The organism is Mycobacterium fragae, assembly GCF_002102185.1.
Lineage (GTDB): Bacteria > Actinomycetota > Actinomycetes > Mycobacteriales > Mycobacteriaceae > Mycobacterium > Mycobacterium fragae.
In genome coordinates this window covers 289189-306995 of sequence record NZ_LQOW01000026.1, presented here as the reverse complement: position 1 = coordinate 306995, position 17807 = coordinate 289189, and the positions used below count along the sequence as shown (strand labels likewise).

Sequence of the window (17807 nt, the reverse complement as noted above, 5' to 3'; positions counted from 1 at the left end):
TCGTGATCAGCTGAAGGTTACGACGACCTTGTCGGCGGCTCCAGGTGTGGCAGCAATCCGCAGCGCTTCCTCTACGTCGTCAAACGGAATGGCGTGGCTCACGATAACCGCATACTTCTCCCAATTGGCGATGATGTCCTTGGTCACCTCGAAGATCTCTCGCGGATAGCCCATCGACCCGACGATGGTGATCTCGTTCCCCATGATGTTGACGAAGTCGACGGGTACCGGCTCCTTGTGTACGGCGACGACGGCGAGTCTGGCCCCGGGCTTCGCCGTCGTCAGCGCTGTATCGATCACCGCGGGCACGCCTGCGGCGTCGAGGTAGATATCGGATGCCGCTTTTCCAGGGAACATCGCCTCGCCGGCGCCGTGGATTTCAATCAGGCGCTGGGCGACGTCTTCTTCGGCGGAGTTGATCACCGCGTCCGCACCCACCTTGAGGGCCTTAGCGAGCCGAGAGGGAATCACGTCGACGACGACGACGTGTTTCACCCCAACCGATTTGAAGCTGATTGTCGCGCCGAGCCCGATCGGGCCCGCCCCGAACACCACCACTTTGTCGGAGGGTTTCGGCGTCGCTTGATTCACGCCATGCCGCGCTACCGCCATCGGCTCGTTGAGCGCTGCCACTTCGAAGGGGATGTGCTCAGGCACAACTTCTAAACTTTCGCCGCGGACCGCTTGCTCGATGAGCAGATAGTCGGCGAGCGCACCTGTGGGACCACCATTGCCGATGATGCCAGTCGGCGCGGCCATCGGATTGATCACAACGTGATCGCCCGCTGATATGCCGTGCACGTCATCACCGACTTCGACAACTTCGCCGGCGGGTTCATGGCCGAGCGGCATTTCGCCCATGCGTGGCGGCATGCCACCTAACGAGATGTACAACGCGTCTGAGCCGCAGATGCCGCACGCGCGCATCTTCACCAGGACATCGTTCGGCCCCACCGTCGGTTTCGGCGCGTCGACGACCTGGGTCTGCCCCGGCCCGCTGACCATTGCGACTTTCACCAAAACTTCCTCTCAGCGAACCTGTGTTAGTGCTCACGCGGTCTTTGGAACTCTATGTCCGGCCGGAAACGCACCGCGGTTTGACCTCCTCGGCGCGAGATGTAAGCTGATACACACGACCTAGTCAACTATTTTATTGCACAGCGGCCGGAAGTTCCTAAGGAGGCGTGCCGGTGAGCCCGTTCGACTCGAATGAGTTCTTCACCAATGAGGCGCTGATCGACGACCCCTACCGGTACTACGCCGAGCAGCGCTCAGTTTGCCCAGTTCGCGTCGACCCCAACAATGGCATCGTGGCAGTCACTGGCTACGAAGCGGCCATGTCGGTTTACAAAAACCTCGAGGGCTTCTCTGCCTGCAATGCGGTGTTGGGACCGTTCGCCCCGTTGCCCTTCGAGCCGAGTGGCGATGACATCACAGACCAGATCGCACAGCATCGAGACGAGCTGCCGTTCAGCGGTTACATGGCTACTCTTGACCGGCCGCGTCATACCGAAGTGCGGGGTTTGCTGAGCAGGTTGATGACCCCGCGGCGGCTCAAGGAGAACGAAGAGTTCATGTGGTCGCTCGCCGACAACCAACTCGACAATTTCATCCCCTTGGGAAAGGGCGACTTCCTCAATCAGTACGCGCGATCCTTCGCGATGCTGGTTATCGCAGATCTGCTCGGCGTTCCCGCCGAGGACCATGACACTTTCCGGGAGAAGCTGGCCGCGTCGCGTAGCGCGTCGGCGGAAGCGCAGCAAGTCGCTCATAATCCGTTGGAGTTCTTGGAGGAAAGGTTCACCGAGTACGTCGAGGACCGTCGGCGTACGCCCCGCAACGATGTGATGACCTTCCTCGCCCAGGCGAAATATCCCGACGAATCAACGCCGGATGTCGTCGATGTCGTCCACCTGGCCACCTTCCTGTTCGCAGCCGGTCAAGAAACCACGACGCAAATGCTGAGCTTTGCCATGCGTGAACTCGCCGAGCGCCCAGAGCTACAGCGACGGCTGCGTGAAGATAGCAGCCTCATTCCGAACTTTCTCGAGGAAACGCTGCGTTTGGAAAGCCCAATCAAGAGCCACTTCCGGCTGGCCAGCAAGACCACCACTATCGGCGGTGTGCCGGTGCCTGCCGGCCGCACGATCATGTTGCTGCTGGGCGCATTCAATCGCGACCCTGCCCGCTTCGAAGAGCCGGATGACTTCCGCCTCGAGCGGCCGAATGTCCGTGAGCACGTTGCGTTCGGACGCGGCGCCCACAGCTGTCCCGGCGCTTCTCTTGCGCGCGTCGAAGGCTGCGTCACCTTCGAGCGCGTGCTGGCACGGATGAGCGACATCAAAATATCCGAGCCACATCACGGGCTGCCCGGTGAACGCCGCTACTCATATGACCCCACCTTCTTTGCGCGCGGACTGAAAGAACTGCACATTGAATTCACCCCGGTGGCATGAAGCTCAAGGACCGGGTGAGTGTAATCACCGGCGGCGCCAGCGGCATTGGGTTGGCGTCGGTTCTGCGGTTCCTTCAAGAAGGAGCTGCCGTTGTCATCGCTGACTACAACTTGGCGACCGGTGAAGCCGCCGTCGCTGAAGCGCGCCGTCAGGGCTTTGAACAAGTCGACTTCATCCGCACCGACGTTGCCAAGGAAGCCGACGTCGAGGCGATGATTGCCAGAGCGGTTGACCAATTCGGTGGGCTTGACATCGTTTTCAACAATGCAGGCATCACGGGTGCAATCGGCCCGCTGACGGAGACGACCGCCGACGATTGGGACTACACCTTCGCGATTATCGCCAAGGGCGTGTTCCTCGGCATCAAGCACGCAGCTCGGGTCATGCGGGCGCGCGGCAGCGGTGGCGCCATCATCAACACGTCGTCGATGGGTGGACTATCGGGAGACGCCGGGCCATTGGTGTACTCCGCAGCGAAGGCCGCCGTCATCAACCTCACCCGATCCGCAGCTGTCGAGCTGGCACCTGATCGTATTCGCGTCAACGCAATCTGCCCGGGCTTCATTGCAACGCCGTTGGCCGCAGGCGGCTCTGACACCTCCGGCACCGAGCGCGAATTCGCGGGCAAGCAGCCCTGGCCGGAAGCCGGCACCGGTGATCATGTTGCCGCTGCCGCCCTGTTCCTTGCCAGTGACGACGCCGCCTTTGTCACCGGAGAAAGTCTGGTCGTGGACGGTGGTCTTTTCGCGTCGGGCCCTGGTGTGTCAAAGCAGATCCCGGAGGTCGCAGGCAGAAATCTGCCTGTTGCCGGCGTGCACAAAGGTTCTATCGGCGAAGAACACGAACTGCGACTGCTATCGCACTAACTGACAAGTCACTCAGGGCTCAGAACGCCGGGACGTCCGTAGGATACGGCAGAGTGGTGACGGCGTCGTCGGCGCGAACGAGCAACGGATCGTACTGGCGGCGGCGGATGCGCCACGCGCCCGCGTCGCGAACATATTCATCGTGGTAGACGCCCGACACGACCAAGTTGGCGCCCTCGGAACGTTGACCGGTCTCCTCTACGAACCAGCGCCCCTTCGCCTTATCGGGGTCAGCAGTGTCGAAAGCGACAACCCCGGAAAGAAGGCTCTGGATAAAGACATTCCAGTTCGCGAGCATTTCGGTGAAAAACGCCATGACGGCATCGCGACCGTGATGATGACCTAATCCTGTGGACGTCCATTCGCAACCGGCGGTGAAAGTGCTTGCCACGTCGGCGGCATCGCGGCGGGAGGACGCGTCCGCGTAGCGATGGACGAGATTGCGGATCTCGAGTTCGTCGGCCACCTTGTCGCGGTTCATGCGGAACCGCCCGTGGGCAGCGGCTGCCGGCGCGGGGCGACGCCCAGCCACTCCCGCATGTTTGGAGGCTGCCGGTCGCCCTCATCTTTGATCCCGTACTCGATCGCCAACTCGGCACCGATCCACGACTGCCCGCTGCGCTCCATGAGCTTCGGGTCGTTGTAGAGGGCCCACATGACGTGGCCCGTGAATTCCGGTGTCTCCAGCATTTCCTCGACGCCGGAGTACTGCTCCGGGTTTGCGCCGAAGATCCTCTTGGTCCTGTCGGTGAGAACACCGCCGCACCAGATGCAGACCACCGCGACTCCATGGTCCTTGAGTTCATAGCCCATGTCTGCGGCGAACTTGTCCTCCCCCGCCTTGTGCGCGCCGTAGGCCGGACCCATGAAGTAGTACTGCCCGCCCTGGCTGCCGGTGAAAAGGATCAAGCCGTGCTTTTGTTTGACCATGATCGGCGCGGCGTAGTGGCTGCATACATAGGCGCTGCGCAAGCCGACGTCGATCACGTCTGCGAGTTCGAGTGGCTTCTCCCAGAAGGGCCCTGGCTCGGTCAAGGCGTCGATCACCTTCGCCGCGTTGTTGACCAGGATGTCCAAGCGGCCCTGCTCGTCGGCGACCTGATCGAACACAGCCTTGGTTTGGGCATCATCGGCATGGTCGCAGACGACGGGGATTCCCTTGCCGCCGGCGGCGGTTACGGCCTCGGCGGTTTCGTAGATGGTGCCCGGTAGGTCTTCGGTCTGGCCGGTCCGTTCCGAACGGCCCGTGACGTAGACCGTGCAGCCGTGACTGCCCATCACGGTCGCGATGCCGCGACCGATTCCGCGACTGGCTCCGGTCACGACGACAACCGGTCTTTGGTTTTGCTCTGGCATGCCTGGTTCTCTTCCTGCGGATCGATGATTCAGTTGGAGACGGCCGTACCGATGAAGTAGGCGCCCAGTAGGCACGCGGCCATGAGGACCACCCAGGCGTCGCTGAGCCGGCATAGCGCCGTCGGCGCCTGTCGGACTTCCATGAATTCGCGGAAGATGATGCGCACCTTGACAAGTGCGATCACGATGACGCTGACCGTGACCACGGTGCTGGCCACTAGCGTTCCGTCCTGATCGGCGGAGTGGTCCAGCCACAGGTATCCCAGCGTCATCGAGGACAAGAGCAACCAGACAAGTAGCAGTCTCTTGTTGAATGCGAGGTTCACCGATCACCTCACCACGTAAAGCAACGCGAAGATCAGGACCCAGAGGAAGTCGACGGTGTGCCAGTACGTGGCACCCGTTTCGACGAGGTTCTGGGATCGCCGGGCGGGACTCGAGAGCTGATAGATGACGACACCGAGGGCAACAAACCCGATCACCACATGCAGGGCGTGAATCCCGGTAAGGAAGAAATAGTGCTGGAAGAATTCGCTTGTGGTGAAGCCGTTGCCCATCCGTAGCTCTTTGCCCCACTCGAGCACTTTCAACACCAAGAACGCGACACCCAAAAACAAGGTGATGAAGGCATCTTTCAACGCAGCCCGGAAGTTGCCCGCGCGGGATGCCTGCACACACCGAGCCACCGACCAGGAACTTGCCAGCAACACGATGGTGTTGAACACCCCGATGCGCAGATCCAAGTCAGCCTGCGATTGCAGGTACGCCTGCTGATGGTGTGCGCGAAACAGCAAGTAGACAACGAAATAGCTGGTGAATACCAGGGTTTCGAACAGGACGAACACCCACATGTCGGGCTGTCCGGGGATGAACCGGGCGGTGGGGTTCGTGTCGGTCTTGACTTGCGTTGCTGTCACGATGCCGCCCTCGCGAGTTCGGACGCATCGAGGTTCTGTTTCGGGGCGAGTTCCGGCAGCGGTCCGGTGCCGAAATCCTCGCGCAGGATCAGCTGCCGCAGCAGAGTTATGAAAACGCCGGTATAAATACCGAATACCACCATGTCGATCCACCAGGCGATCACCCCGTTCCAGGCGAACACGCCATGGTGAAAGATCCATGCCGGCGACACCACGACCTCGGTGAGCGCGTTGCACAGGTTCAGATAACCGAACCACTTTGGGAACACCCGGTTCTTGTCGATCAGGATGGCGAGCATCCACACCAACGACCCGATCAAAAACACACCCATGGTCCCGACGTAGGACAAGAACGCGAGGTCGAACAACCACTGTTGCAGCTCAGGGTCGCGGTCTGGCCGCATGGCGCCGACGGTCATCGTGATACACAGCAGCAGCATGCCGGGAACCGCGCTCAGCGAATACAGGACAAGATAGGAGTACCCGTACACGGGGCTCACCGACATGCGGCGCATCGAATAGGCGATCAGCGCATTCTGCGGCGTCGTCAAGCCGGTGACCGCGAAGACGATGCCGAAGCCGACGAGTATGCCGTAATGGTTGTGGTGGAACCATTGCGTGGCACCGTGGGCGTCCAACCCGGGATTCGCCGGCGGCTGCGTATGGCTGAGGATGAAGAACGACACCGTGAAAAAGTTGTAGAACACCACTGTCGCCCACCAGGCGAACCACAGCTCGCGCTTGGGATTGTTGCGACAGTGCCAGGCGAACCGGCCAAGCAACGAGTCCGACGGCGACTCGAGCGCCGTCGACGTCGCCGTCGGTGCGCTCACGCGGGCACCCCATCCTCGACGCGCTGGCGCCGGATGGTCTGGCCGATAACGACTCCCATCACGACGATCCAGACGGCAATCGAGGTGTTCTTCACCCAAAACGGCAATAGCCCGTCCCAGGCCATGGCCCCGCCCAGCGCCAGCCCGGTGAACGCCGCTGGGAACAGCGCGGCCGCGATCACAAGGTTGAAGTGGGCCACCCACGGTTTGAACACCGGGCGGTCCTGGCGGTCCCAATAGATCGCCAGGGCCAACAGCACGCTTTGCATGATCAGATATGGAACCTGGATGGTGAACGTGACCCACGCCAGATCGTTGAACAGCTGCGTCAGCTCTGGCGGTCGTTCCGGGCGAAACGCAGCCAACAACCAGAACAGGTTGGCAATCAAGAAGATCGCGGGACCGCCGGCCGCACACGCGATCATGCAGTAGGACAAGATCGGCGTGCGGTGAGCCATCCGGCGCATCTGCATCACCAGCAGCATCAAAACCGGTATCAGGCAAACGCAAAACCAATTGAACAAGATCATGCTGAACCGAATCCGCGACAGGTTTGCCGGATTGCGATAGAAAGCAGCCACCTGTTCCGCTGACATCGTCGGCGACATTGGATGGACGAAACCGGGAAACAGGAGAAACGCAGAGACCCAGATCAGCACCATCACAGGCAACGTCCAAAAGAGGATCCACTCACCATCAGTGCGTCTCATCGCCTCGAATCCCGTCTGGTGCGGAACGGTGTGCAGCCCAGGGTCATAGCGCATGCACCGGAACGTTGGACCACCCGCACACGTTGGTCATGTTGACGCGGCGCAGGCCTGCGCGGTCGACCTCGTACCGGGGGATCAGGTCTAGTAGCGCTTCCAGCGCAATGCGCGCCTCCATCCGGGCGAGGGCGGCGCCCAGGCAGCTGTGGATGCCGTAGCCGAAGTTCAAGTTGTAGCCGAGTTTTCGGACCCGATCGATGTCGAAGCGATCGGGATCGGGGAAGACCCGTTCGTCGCGGCTGGCGGAGCCGTTGATCAGCAAGACGGCACTGCCGGCCGGGATCGTCACGCCGTGCAGAGTCACGTCACGCGTGCTGGATCGCACCTGGTACTGGGTCGGGCCTTCGTACCGCAGAAGTTCCTCGACCGCCGCAGGCATCTTGTTGCGGTCGCGCCGCAATTGCTGCCACTGCTCAGGGTTCTCGGCGAACACGACGACTGCGTTGCCGACGAGCTTGGTCACCGTCTCCGCGCCCGCGCCACCAAGCAGGTTGGCAAATGACGCGATCTCGATGTCGTCGAGTCGCCTGGACTTGCCGTCCTCGACGACCTCGGCCTCGATCAGCCGGCTGATCATGTCATCGTGCGGTGTGGCACGGCGCTGTTGGACCAGCTCGTAGTAATACGTACCCGACCTCATCATCGCGTCGATGCTCTCGGGCGACGGCCCCATCGAACCGGGCTCCCGTTCCAAACCCTTGTCAAGCCAGAGCCGGAGCTGCTGGCGGTCTTCGGCCGGAACACCGAGCATCGTCGTGATGATCTCGACAGGGAAGAGCGCAGAGAAGTCGGCAACCGCGTCGAATGACTTCGGATCGAGTTTGCGCGCGAAGTGGGTGATCGTCGCTCGAATCATCGGTTCCAGCGACGCGACCGCGCGTGGCGTAAAGACGCGGTTGACCAGCTTGCGCATCTTCTCGTGCTCAGGTGGATCCATCATGATGATGTATCCCGGCGGCACTTCGTTCCCCTCGGCTGTGACCATGTCGAGCGTGATGCCTTTGGCGGACGAATAGGTATCGAAGTCCTTCAAGGCCGCTGCGACGTCCTCGTAGCGTGTCAGGGCGTAGAAGTCATACGTCGGGTTGTAGTACACCGGCGCTTCGTCGCGCATGCGGCGGTAGGTCTCGTACGGGGAATCGAAGAAGTCGTTCGAGTACGGATCGAATTCGACGCGGCCGCCCGCGACAGTTGAACTCGACAAATCCACCACCCCAGCTAAGCGCAGACAGGCGACCTAGTCAACTATTTACTGGTAGGCTGTGCCTCGACTGACCATCGTCAAGGAAAGGGAACCCATGGGACGCCTCGACGGCAGAGTTGCCTTCGTTACCGGTGCCGCTCGCGGACAAGGCCGCAGTCACGCGGTGCGGTTGGCCGAGGAAGGCGCCGATGTCATCGCGGTCGACCTGTGCCATGACCTCGCGACCGTCAACTATCCGCTGGGCAGTCCAGAGGACCTCGAGGAGACGGCCCTGCTGGTGGAGAAAACCGGGCGCGAGATTGTGACGGCGCAAGCAGATGTGCGCGACGCAAGGCAGCTTCGTTCTGCCTTGCAGGAGGGGATGGAGCGGTTCGGCAGGCTCGACATCGTCATCGCGCAGGCCGGCATCATGGCGCTGGGTGGCGAACCGGCACTCCAGGCGTGGAGTGACTCGATCGACACGATCCTGGTCGGAACGATCAATGCGATTCAAATCGCTCTTCCGCACTTGACGGAGGGGGCGTCGATCATCGCGACCGGCTCAACCGCGGCGTTGATGGACACCTCGAAGAACGACAACCCCGGCGCCGAGCCTGGTGGTACAGCATACGTGGTCGCAAAACGCCTGCTCTCTCAGTACGTCCACCACCTTGCGGCCGAGCTGGCGCCGCGCGGTATCCGCGCGAACGTCATCCATCCGACGAATTGCAACACGCCAATGCTCCAAAGCGAGCCGATGTATCGGGCCTTCCGGCCAGATCTCGAACATCCGACACGCGCCGATGCGGAGCCTGCATTCGGGGTGCAGCAAGCGATGAAGATCTCGTTCATCGAACCCGAGGACATCAGTAACGCGATCGTGTGGCTTGCCTCCGACGACGCGAGATTTGTGACGGGGATCCAATTGCGTGTCGACGGTGGCGGCTACCTCAAGTGGTACGACTACCACATCTGACCGGAAAGAGGCGCTCTAGGAACATGATTGAAATCAGCGAAGAAAAGTGCGTCGGCTGTGGCATCTGCGTTTGTCTTTGTCCAGTCGATGATTGTCTGACCGGGTGGGGCGAAATCAAGGTTGCCGACACGTGTATAGATTGCCTCAAGTGCGTGCACGGCTGCCCGGTGAACGCCATAACCGAAGTCCCAGCCGCGGCGGAAAACAATTGTGCAGCAGTATAAGTGCGACATAGCAATCGTCGGTAGCGGTATCGGGGGGCTCGCTGCGGGCGCCCTGTTGAGCAACGCGGGCTACCGCGTCATCGTCGTTGAGAAGATGCCCTTCTTCGGTGGCAGATGCGCCACCCTAGATTTCCAGGGCTACAAGATAGACACCGGAGTATCGCTGGTTGTGGATGAAGTTCACGGCACGTTGTGTCGCGAAGTCGGCGTGGACTTCGAGTTTCGTGGTGTCGATCCGCTACTCGTGTGTCATCTCAAGGGCAAGGATTATCCCTTCGGCACTGCCGAAGGCATGGCCACGCTGATCAGCGACGCCAGTCGAGACGAGGCGGAGATGGGCCGCGTTTTCCAGGCGATGATGAACGCCGTCACGTGGACCGAACCGTCGAGCTCGATGTCCTTCCTCGACTGGATCATGCAATACACGGACAACCCCGACCTGCTCGCTGTTTTCCAATGTCTGGTGACGTCGATCTTCGGATTGAGGCTGTCGGAGGTTCCCGCCGGAGCGTATTTCCGCATGATCGCCGAGACGGAGAAGGCAGGTTTGAAGACGAGTGGATTCCCGTTGCACGGCGGCGGCGCCGTGAGCAATGCCTTGGTGAAGGCCATCAGGGCGCGGGGCGGTGACGTGTGGAGGCATTGTCCGGCGCTACGGGTCAACGTCGATAACGGCAGGGCAACAGGGGTATTGGTCACGAGGCGCGGGAAGGAATGCGGAATACAGGCTCAGGCCGTCATCAGCAATGCGGGACCGAGGCAAACGCTGGAGCTGGTAGGGACGGAACGTCTCTCGGCGGGATACGTCAAGGAAGTGGAAAGCCTCAAGTCCGTGCCGATCATTCGTGTGGCGGCCACCAGCGATGAGGCCTTGATGGAGGGCTCGTCGGTTCGGCTTCTCACCGAGGCTCGCCGGATGCTTCTGGTCTGGACGCCCAGTAACGGCAATCCGCATATCGCCCCGGAAGGGAAGCATCTGCTGGCGGGATTCGCCTTCCCCGCGTCCGCCTACCCACCCTTTGACTTCGAGGATGACATAAAGCTGTGTTTGCAGGATCTGCGAGACTTCATCCCGGGTTTTGACGAGCGTGCGGAGATTTTGCGTATCGATACCTTTCACGGAGATTGGCCTGAGTATGGAACCCACTCGGGTTACGGCCTGCCGCTGAAGACACCTGTTGAGGGTTTGTATCTGGTGGGAGATACCACGGCGCCCCTCGGGTGGTTTGGTTCGCCGGCAGCGGTTAAGAGCGCTCGTCTGGCAACCGCGGATGTTATGCAGCGCTACCAACCGTGCCCGCTGGAGTGATCACAGAATCAGAAGCGGTTCTCTGCCGATAAACTGGATGACTCGGTCGACTGTCTGCTCGGCCGTGATTGGGTGAGGACGTGTCGTGACGCAAACGGGACTGCCGCGGTCGGTCGAACAAGCCGGCCCGAACGGCGCCGTTCGCGACGCGGTTTTGCGGCCGGTCGCCCGGCGCAACACGCAGAAGGTTTCGCATTTGCTTGCTGCGGACCTTCGACGCCAGATCTTGAGCGGTGAGCTCGCCACCGACCAGCAGCTGCCGCCGGAGGCCGAACTCACCACGGCGCTGCAAATATCGCGCGACACTCTCCGCGAGGCGTTGAGGATTCTTGAGTCGCAGCAGCTCGTCGAGATCAAGCGCGGCCGGGGCGGCGGTGTAGTCGTCCGGCGGCCGGGTCTGGAGGCGGTGGGTCGCTATGTGGCGCTGCTGCTGCAACTTCGCGGGACCACTCTCGCCCATTTGGAAGAGGCCCGGTCGGTCATTGAGCCACCGGCGGCAGAGGAAGTTGCCGTCCGCGCCGGACCCGATGCACTGGACTCTCTGGTCGCGCTGCACGATGCCGAGCGGGCAGCCGCAGGCGATCCGCTCGCATTCGTGACCGCCATGTCGGCGTTTGACCAGGCTGTGATCGATCTGTCGGGCAACCGCACCCTGGCCGTCATCGCGGGCGTCTTCCGCGACATCTATGCCGGGCAGGTCTACTCGTCGATCGGTGGTAATGACGCCGTTTCGGCCGAGCGGATTGCTAGACGAGTTATCGTCAGCCACAGCGCCTTTCTCGACGCTGTACGGCGGCGCGACGCATCGCTGGCCCAGAACACCTGGAGCGACTACCTTTTCACAACTGGCAGACTCCTGATCAGTCGCAACATCAGGCGCCGGCCCATCGACATCACTCCGCTCTGGCGAGCTCAGGCCGGACAGGCGGTAAGCGAGTCGATGCCCCGGCGGGCGTTGGTCGTCGCAACCGAGATCCGGGCCCGCATCGCCGAAGGCCGGCTCGGCGAGGGTGATCGGTTGCCTCCGTTGGCGGAGTTGGCGGATGAGTTCGCAATCTCGCGCCCGACGCTGCGCGAAGCACTACGAATTTTGGAGATGGAGTATCTGCTCGACCTGCGAACCGGCGATCGAGCTGGCGCCGCCGTTCGCACACCCTCTACCCGCGTCGCAGCGCAGTTGTCGGGCATCGTCCTCGAGGCGAGGCGTACGACCGTGGCCGACTGCCTTCGCGCAATTCGCCTTATGGAGCCCGCGATAATCGGCCTTATCGCCTCGCGGGTCACCGTCAGGCAAATCGACGCGCTGCACCAGGCGGAGGCCGAGTTAGCCGCAACCACGGAAGACACCGCGCGGTTCGTCACGGCTTGGCGCGAGGCGGAGAGGATAACGTTTTCTGCCGTCAAGAATCCCGCCCTCACCGTCATCGCGGAGATCTTGCACTGGATCCGCCTCGGGCTGGAACCGGCGATCACCGCCGACGTCACCGGCCTGCCGTGGGTACACAAGATCAACCGGAAGGTCAAGGGTCTGTTCATGCAATTCATTTCTGCGGCATCTGAGCACGACTACGCTCGGGCGAGCCAACTCTGGGCGCAGATTGTGAAGGTAAACGAAGCTTGGACGGAGGACTCAGAGTTCGGCAAACGGTTGATAGTCGACCTGATGGATTAATCGGCGTTGGAGCGGGTTCATCGACCGGCGAGTGCTTTAGCGAGATCGATTGTGCCGCTTTGAACTCCGGCAACGACTCCCCCGTCGACCAGCAGATCGATGCCGGTGATATACCCGGCCGAAGGTCCGAGCAGAAATTCGGTGGCCGCAGCGATGTCCTCGGGCGTGCCGATACGTTGCAGGGCGGCGTTGTCGAGCAATGCTTGCATGAACCCGCCGGATTCACCGCCGAGCTCTTGTCGGCCCATCGCGGTGGAGATGACACCCGGGCTGATGGAGTTGATCCGGGCACCGCGCTCGCCCCAAACTTTGGCCGCGGCGGCGACCCGGATTTGATTGGCGCGCTTGGCGAATGCGTATGCCAGCCCGCTGTGAGGCATCGACGAGCACACGTCGAGACTCAACAGCTCGTCGGCCGGCGTGGTAGCCAGCTGACGCTCGATCTCCGGATCGAGCGCGGGTTGCATGTGGCCGGACATGCTGGCAATCACCACTCCGGCGCCGCCGGGCTCGATGATGCGACCGAACTCGTCGATGCTGAGCGCAACGCCCAGCAGATCCACGGCTAGGACCGCTTCAGCGGATGCTTGTTGCGGTGAGAGCCCCGCGGTGTGAACGACAGCGGTGACACGTCCTGTCCCCTCGGCCATCTCGGCCAACGCGGCCACCGAAGACCGTGAGGTGACGTCGACTTCTCGGGTCTGCACCTGGTGGCCGTCGCCGCTCAGAGCCGCTGCGGCGGTTTCCAGACCTGCCTTGTTCACGTCGGCCAGCACGATCGTGCGGCCCGCCCCGACCCGACGCGCGACGGCCAGCCCCATCCCTCCGGCTCCGATGATGACCAGAACCTCGCTGCTGACCGGTCGCGCTGTCATAAACCTCTCCTACATTGACTTCAGGTTGACTTGAACGGGCAAGGTGGACACATGAACAACTCGCAGGATCAGGCCGTCAACCACCACGCCGACCATCCCGGCTTCGCCGGGCTTACCGGGCTGGCGGCGGGGCTTGTCATGCTCCTGACCGGGCGTGCTCGCGCGCGCCTGCCCGTCGAGGTGGCCTCGGTGTCGGGCGCCGACCGCGTCGTCGACATCGGTTGCGGCCCAGGGAGTTCGGTAAGGCTGGCCGCGCGTCGCGGCGCGCAGGTGATCGGCGTGGACCCGGCGCCGGTGATGTTGCGGCTGGCCCGGACCTTCACCCGCGGACATCCGGCGATTAGCTGGTCGCACGGCGCGGTGGAAGATCTGCCGGTGCCGGATGCTTGGGCCACGGTGGTGTGGTCGGTCGCGACCGTGCATCACTGGCGAGATGTCACCGCCGGCCTCACTGAAGTGCGACGAGTGCTCGGGCCTGGTGGGAAATTCCTGGCGATCGAACGCGTGGTGCGTGCCGGGGCGACCGGCCTGGCGAGCCATGGCTGGACCGACGGCCAGGCGCAATCCTTTGCCGATCAGTGCCGTGCGGCCGGCTTTGATGCGGTGCGCATCGACCGGCGCGCCTACGGTCGTCGACATGTCCGCTGGATAGTTCAAGGGGCTAGCAACCGTTCGGCCGCGGTGTAGGGATCGTCGTGCCCGTCGGCTACGGACTCGGCGAGCCGGTCGAGTTCCGGGTGAGTCCGCAGCCGGGTTTGCGCCAGGGACAAAATTTGGGCCCGGGCGCGAGCCAGCCGACGAGCCGGGTTGTCCGCACGGTGATGAGCATCGATTGCCTCCATCAACTCCGAGAGGCCTTCACCTTTGGCGGCGACGAGGCTGACGATCGGGGCCTTGGTCTCGGCGCGAAGATCGCGAACGGTCTGCTCGGCGCCGTCCCGGTCGGCCTTGTTGACCACCACGATGTCGGCGACCTCCAGCAGGCCCGCCTTGGCGGCCTGAACCGCGTCGCCGGCACCGGGATTCAGGATGACCACGGTCGGGTCGGCCACCGCCGCGATTTCGATCTCGGACTGGCCCACGCCGACCGTCTCGAGCAGGATCACGTCGTAACACAATGCCCCGAGCAGGCGGATGGCGGCGGGCACGGCGGCGGCCAGCCCGCCCAGATGGCCCCGGGTCGCCACCGAGCGGATCAGGACGTGGGAGTCGTTGATATGCCTGGTCATTCGGATCCGGTCGCCTAGCAGCGCCCCGCCGCTGAAAGGCGATGACGGATCGACGGCCAGCACCGCCACCCGCAGATCCCGCTGCCGATACGCCCCCACCAACGCCGCGATCGTCGTCGACTTGCCCGCGCCGGGCGGCCCCGTCACGCCGACCACGTGCACCGACGACGGGCCCAGGCTGGCCAGCACCTCGTCGCGACGCTCACTCTCCACCAGGCTGAGCAACCGGCCCGCGGCCCGAATGGAACCGTTACGCGCGGCGTCGATCAGATCGGCGACGGTCATCTAATGATCATGGCGCGGGGACCTCGATCACCGTGGCCGAACCCATGCCGCCGCCCGCGCACATTGCCGCGACCCCGAACCCGCCGCCGCGCCGACGCAGTTCATGCACCAGCGTGACCAGCATCCGTGCCCCGGTGGCCGCGACCGGATGTCCCAGCGAGCAGCCGCTGCCGCTGACGTTGACCCGCTCAGGATCCAGGTCGAGCAGCTTGACGGTAGCCACGCACATCGAGGCGAATGCCTCGTTGATTTCGAACAGCTCAACATCGGAAAGCGAAAGGTTCGCGCGGGCAAGGGCTTTCGGGATCGCCTCGACGGGCGCCAGGCCGGTGGCCGCGGGATCGACGCCTACCGACGCCCACGCTCGCACGGTCGCCAGCGCGGGCAGGCCCAACCGGTCGCTGGCGATGGTCAGCACCGCGGCGCCGTCGTTTGCGCCGCAGGAGTTGCCGGCGGTGATCGAGAAACCCTCGATCTCCGGGTGCAGCGGCTTGAGCGCGGCCAGCTTCTCCACGCTGGTGTCGCGGCGGGGATGCTCATCGACCGCGAACAGCCCGTGCGGCGTCTCGATCGGGACGATCTCCTCCTTGAAGCGGCCCTCGTCGATCGCGGCGATCGCGTTGCGGTGCGACCTCAGCGCCCAGGCGTCCATCTCCTCGCGACTGATCCCGGCCTTGACCGCGGCGTTCCACCCGACAGTGATCGACATGTCCATGTTCGGCGCGTCGGGCCGGTCGGGATGTGTCGGCGGGAACCAGTCGACCCATTCGCCGTCGACCTGCATCCGCGACCGCGGCGAAGTAGACGCCGAGTTCACACCCCCGGCGATGACCAACTGATCCATGCCCGCCCGCACGCTTGCCGCCGCGCTCTGCACCGCCGCCTGACCGGCCGCACAATGCCGGTTGTTGGCCAGGCCGGGCACCGACGGCAGCCCCGCCGTGATCGCCGCATGGCGGGCCAGCACACCGCCGCCGTAGAGACCCTCGCCCAGGATCACGTCGTCGACCTGTGCCGAGTCCAGGCTGGCCGAGGCTTCCGACACCACGTGATGTGCCAGTTCGTATGCGGTGGTGTCGCGCAGCGTGCCCTTGCGGGCGGTGCCGATGGGGGTGCGCAGGGCGGACACGATGACGGCTTCGGGCACGGGTGATCTCCATTCGCGACGCTATGAGAACATTATTCTCTCAGTTCGAGAGTAAGAGTTGCAAGAAGGGAAACAGCGATGCAGATCAGTGGTAGTTCGGCGATCGTCGTCGGCGGTGCCGGCGGCCTGGGCGAGGCGACGGTGCGCCGGCTGCACTCCGCCGGCGCCAAGGTCGTCATCGCGGATCTGGCCGACGACAAGGGCAAGGAGCTGGAGAACGAGCTCGGCGCCCGCTATGTGCGCACCGACGCCACCAATACCGACGACGTTCAGGCGGCGCTGGCCGAAGCGGAATCGCTTGGCCCGCTTCGTATCTCGGTGGATGCGCATGGCGGTCCGGCGAGCGGGGGCCGGCTGATCGGCAAGGACGGCACGCCGTTGGACCTGGACGGGTTCAAGGCCACCATCGACGTCTACCTCACCGGGGTGTTCAACGTGATGCGCCTGGCCGCCGCGGCCATCGCGCGTCAAGAGCCGGTCGACGGCGCCCGCGGCGTCATCATCAATACCGCGTCGATCGCCGCCTACGAGGGGCAGATCGGCCAGCTGCCCTACGCCGCGGCCAAAGGCGGCGTCGTCGGGATGACCCTGGTCGCTGCGCGGGATCTGTCTCCGCTGGGTATCCGCGTGGTCACCATCGCTCCCGGCACGTTCCTGACGCCGGCCTACGGCAAAGCCGGTGACCAGCTGGAGGCCTACTGGGGACCGCAGGTTCCCTTCCCCAAGCGGATGGGCCGGCCCGCCGAATACGCCACCTTCGTGCAGAGCATCGTCGAAAGTGATTACCTCAACGGCGAAGTCATCCGCCTGGACGGCGCGCTGCGGTTCCCGCCGAAGTGAGCGCTTAACGCCTCGAGCGTGAAGCCAGCCTTCACGCTGGCCGCCGAACGTGAACGCAGCTTCACACTCGAGGCCAGAGGGGCGGCAGCGCTAGTTCTTGCCGGCGTTCAGCTTGGTGACGATCGTGCGGAAATCCTCAGTCTGGAAGGACTGGTTCTCGGCGGTTAGAGCGAAGTCGAGCGTGGCGAGGACGGCGCGCTCGAGATGGACATTGAGGACGCGCTTGGTGCTCTCGACGGCTTGCTGCGGCAGTTCCATGATCTTTTTGGCGCAGGCGATCGCCTCGGCCACCGGGTCGGCCACGACATGATTGGCCAGCCCCAGTTCGACGGCCCGCTCGGCGGAGATCCGGGTGCCGGTAAGCGCGTACTCCTTGGCCAGCAGCAGGCTGATGTGCAGTGGCCAGGTCAGCGGTCCGCCGTCGGCGGCCACCAGCCCCACCTGCACGTGCGGATCGGCGAGGTAGGCGTCTTCGGCGATGTAGACGATGTCGCTGAGCGCGACCAAGCTACAGCCGAGGCCGACGGCCGGGCCGTTGACCGCCGCCACCACCGGCACCCGGCAGCGGGCCATGCCCAGCACGATCTCGCGCCCGTCGCGGATGGTCTTGGCGCGCAGGTCGGCATCTTCCGACAGTTCCTTGAGATACGCAAAATCGCCGCCGGCCGAAAACGCCCTGCCGGCCCCGGTTATGACTGCCGCGCGGGCAGTGGGGTCATCGGTCAATCGCTGCCACAGTCGCGCTAGCCCGTTGTGGAGGTCGTCGTTGACCGAGTTGAGCGAATCCGGCCGGTTCAGCGTGATGATCCGCAGCGCGCCGTCGGCGCGGACGTCGATTTCGGTCGGCATGTCGTACACGTCAGGCTCCTTCG

Annotated in this window: 20 protein-coding genes; 8 read left to right on the top strand and 12 right to left on the bottom strand. The window is 63.4% G+C overall.

Annotated features, from left to right (window positions below; genetic code table 11):
• Nucleotides 1-6: 6 nt before the first annotated feature.
• On the bottom strand, nucleotides 7-1005 hold the full coding sequence (locus AWC06_RS15965) for a zinc-dependent alcohol dehydrogenase (RefSeq protein WP_264480099.1): 999 nt from the start codon (nucleotides 1003-1005) through the stop codon (nucleotides 7-9).
• Between the two features lie 185 nt (nucleotides 1006-1190).
• On the opposite strand from AWC06_RS15965, the gene AWC06_RS15960 reads away from it, so the two are divergent.
• Together AWC06_RS15960 and AWC06_RS15955 are read left to right on the top strand one after the other, a co-directional pair.
• The gene (locus AWC06_RS15960) at nucleotides 1191-2456 is read left to right on the top strand and encodes a cytochrome P450 (RefSeq protein ID WP_085199048.1); all 1266 of its coding nucleotides are present in this window, start codon (nucleotides 1191-1193) and stop codon (nucleotides 2454-2456) included.
• A complete protein-coding gene (locus AWC06_RS15955; protein WP_085198947.1) occupies nucleotides 2453-3322 on the top strand; it encodes an SDR family NAD(P)-dependent oxidoreductase in 870 nt (289 codons plus the stop codon). Before AWC06_RS15960 ends, AWC06_RS15955 begins: the two co-directional genes overlap by 4 nt.
• A gap of 19 nt (nucleotides 3323-3341) precedes the next feature.
• Here AWC06_RS15955 and AWC06_RS15950 read toward each other — a convergent pair whose 3' ends face one another.
• From AWC06_RS15950 to AWC06_RS15920, 7 genes are all read right to left on the bottom strand, one after another.
• A complete protein-coding gene (locus tag AWC06_RS15950; RefSeq protein WP_085198946.1) occupies nucleotides 3342-3803 on the bottom strand; it encodes a nuclear transport factor 2 family protein in 462 nt (153 codons plus the stop codon).
• Complete coding sequence (locus tag AWC06_RS15945) at nucleotides 3800-4678, bottom strand: SDR family NAD(P)-dependent oxidoreductase (protein WP_085198945.1); 879 nt, start codon at nucleotides 4676-4678, stop codon at nucleotides 3800-3802. The genes AWC06_RS15950 and AWC06_RS15945 overlap by 4 nt, the downstream gene beginning before the upstream one ends.
• Before the next feature lie 29 nt (nucleotides 4679-4707).
• The gene (locus tag AWC06_RS15940; RefSeq protein WP_085198944.1) at nucleotides 4708-5004 is read right to left on the bottom strand and encodes a cytochrome C oxidase subunit IV family protein; all 297 of its coding nucleotides are present in this window, start codon (nucleotides 5002-5004) and stop codon (nucleotides 4708-4710) included.
• 3 nt (nucleotides 5005-5007) lie between these two features.
• On the bottom strand, nucleotides 5008-5529 hold the full coding sequence (locus tag AWC06_RS15935) for a cytochrome c oxidase subunit 3 (protein ID WP_085199046.1): 522 nt from the start codon (nucleotides 5527-5529) through the stop codon (nucleotides 5008-5010).
• A 62-nt stretch (nucleotides 5530-5591) separates the two neighbouring features.
• Entirely contained in the window at nucleotides 5592-6428 is an 837-nt protein-coding gene (locus AWC06_RS15930; RefSeq protein WP_085198943.1) for a hypothetical protein, read from the bottom strand.
• Entirely contained in the window at nucleotides 6425-7138 is a 714-nt protein-coding gene (locus AWC06_RS15925; protein ID WP_085199047.1) for a hypothetical protein, read from the bottom strand. Before AWC06_RS15925 ends, AWC06_RS15930 begins: the two co-directional genes overlap by 4 nt.
• 43 nt (nucleotides 7139-7181) lie before the next feature.
• The gene (locus tag AWC06_RS15920; protein WP_227371047.1) at nucleotides 7182-8405 is read right to left on the bottom strand and encodes a cytochrome P450; all 1224 of its coding nucleotides are present in this window, start codon (nucleotides 8403-8405) and stop codon (nucleotides 7182-7184) included.
• 88 nt (nucleotides 8406-8493) lie between these two features.
• Here AWC06_RS15920 and AWC06_RS15915 point away from each other — a divergent pair, with 88 nt between their 5' ends.
• The 4 genes from AWC06_RS15915 to AWC06_RS15905 all read left to right on the top strand — a co-directional run bounded on the left by AWC06_RS15915 (nucleotide 8494) and on the right by AWC06_RS15905 (nucleotide 12559).
• On the top strand, nucleotides 8494-9354 hold the full coding sequence (locus AWC06_RS15915; RefSeq protein ID WP_085198942.1) for a mycofactocin-coupled SDR family oxidoreductase: 861 nt from the start codon (nucleotides 8494-8496) through the stop codon (nucleotides 9352-9354).
• A 23-nt stretch (nucleotides 9355-9377) separates the two neighbouring features.
• Nucleotides 9378-9578, top strand: a complete 201-nt coding sequence (locus AWC06_RS24000) for a 4Fe-4S binding protein (RefSeq protein ID WP_139820075.1) — start codon at nucleotides 9378-9380, stop codon at nucleotides 9576-9578.
• The gene (locus AWC06_RS15910) at nucleotides 9565-10887 is read left to right on the top strand and encodes a phytoene desaturase family protein (RefSeq protein WP_227371046.1); all 1323 of its coding nucleotides are present in this window, start codon (nucleotides 9565-9567) and stop codon (nucleotides 10885-10887) included. Before AWC06_RS24000 ends, AWC06_RS15910 begins: the two co-directional genes overlap by 14 nt.
• 85 nt (nucleotides 10888-10972) lie before the next feature.
• Complete coding sequence (locus AWC06_RS15905) at nucleotides 10973-12559, top strand: FadR/GntR family transcriptional regulator (RefSeq protein WP_085198940.1); 1587 nt, start codon at nucleotides 10973-10975, stop codon at nucleotides 12557-12559.
• Between the two features lie 17 nt (nucleotides 12560-12576).
• Here the strand turns inward: AWC06_RS15905 and AWC06_RS15900 are convergent, their stop codons facing one another.
• A complete protein-coding gene (locus AWC06_RS15900) occupies nucleotides 12577-13434 on the bottom strand; it encodes an SDR family oxidoreductase (RefSeq protein ID WP_085198939.1) in 858 nt (285 codons plus the stop codon).
• Nucleotides 13435-13485: 51 nt separating this feature from the next.
• Between AWC06_RS15900 and AWC06_RS15895 the strand changes: the two genes are divergently transcribed.
• A complete protein-coding gene (locus AWC06_RS15895; protein ID WP_085198938.1) occupies nucleotides 13486-14121 on the top strand; it encodes a class I SAM-dependent methyltransferase in 636 nt (211 codons plus the stop codon).
• Here AWC06_RS15895 and meaB read toward each other — a convergent pair.
• A complete protein-coding gene (meaB, locus tag AWC06_RS15890) occupies nucleotides 14088-14948 on the bottom strand; it encodes a methylmalonyl Co-A mutase-associated GTPase MeaB (protein WP_085198937.1) in 861 nt (286 codons plus the stop codon). The genes AWC06_RS15895 and meaB overlap by 34 nt on opposite strands.
• 7 nt (nucleotides 14949-14955) lie before the next feature.
• A complete protein-coding gene (locus AWC06_RS15885) occupies nucleotides 14956-16095 on the bottom strand; it encodes a thiolase family protein (protein WP_085198936.1) in 1140 nt (379 codons plus the stop codon).
• Nucleotides 16096-16173: 78 nt separating this feature from the next.
• Here AWC06_RS15885 and AWC06_RS15880 point away from each other — a divergent pair, with 78 nt between their 5' ends.
• Nucleotides 16174-16935, top strand: coding sequence for an SDR family NAD(P)-dependent oxidoreductase (locus AWC06_RS15880; protein WP_085198935.1), 762 nt, complete (start codon nucleotides 16174-16176; stop codon nucleotides 16933-16935).
• Between the two features lie 90 nt (nucleotides 16936-17025).
• Here AWC06_RS15880 and AWC06_RS15875 read toward each other — a convergent pair whose 3' ends face one another.
• Nucleotides 17026-17793, bottom strand: coding sequence for an enoyl-CoA hydratase/isomerase family protein (locus AWC06_RS15875; RefSeq protein ID WP_085198934.1), 768 nt, complete (start codon nucleotides 17791-17793; stop codon nucleotides 17026-17028).
• Nucleotides 17794-17807: the final 14 nt, after the last annotated feature.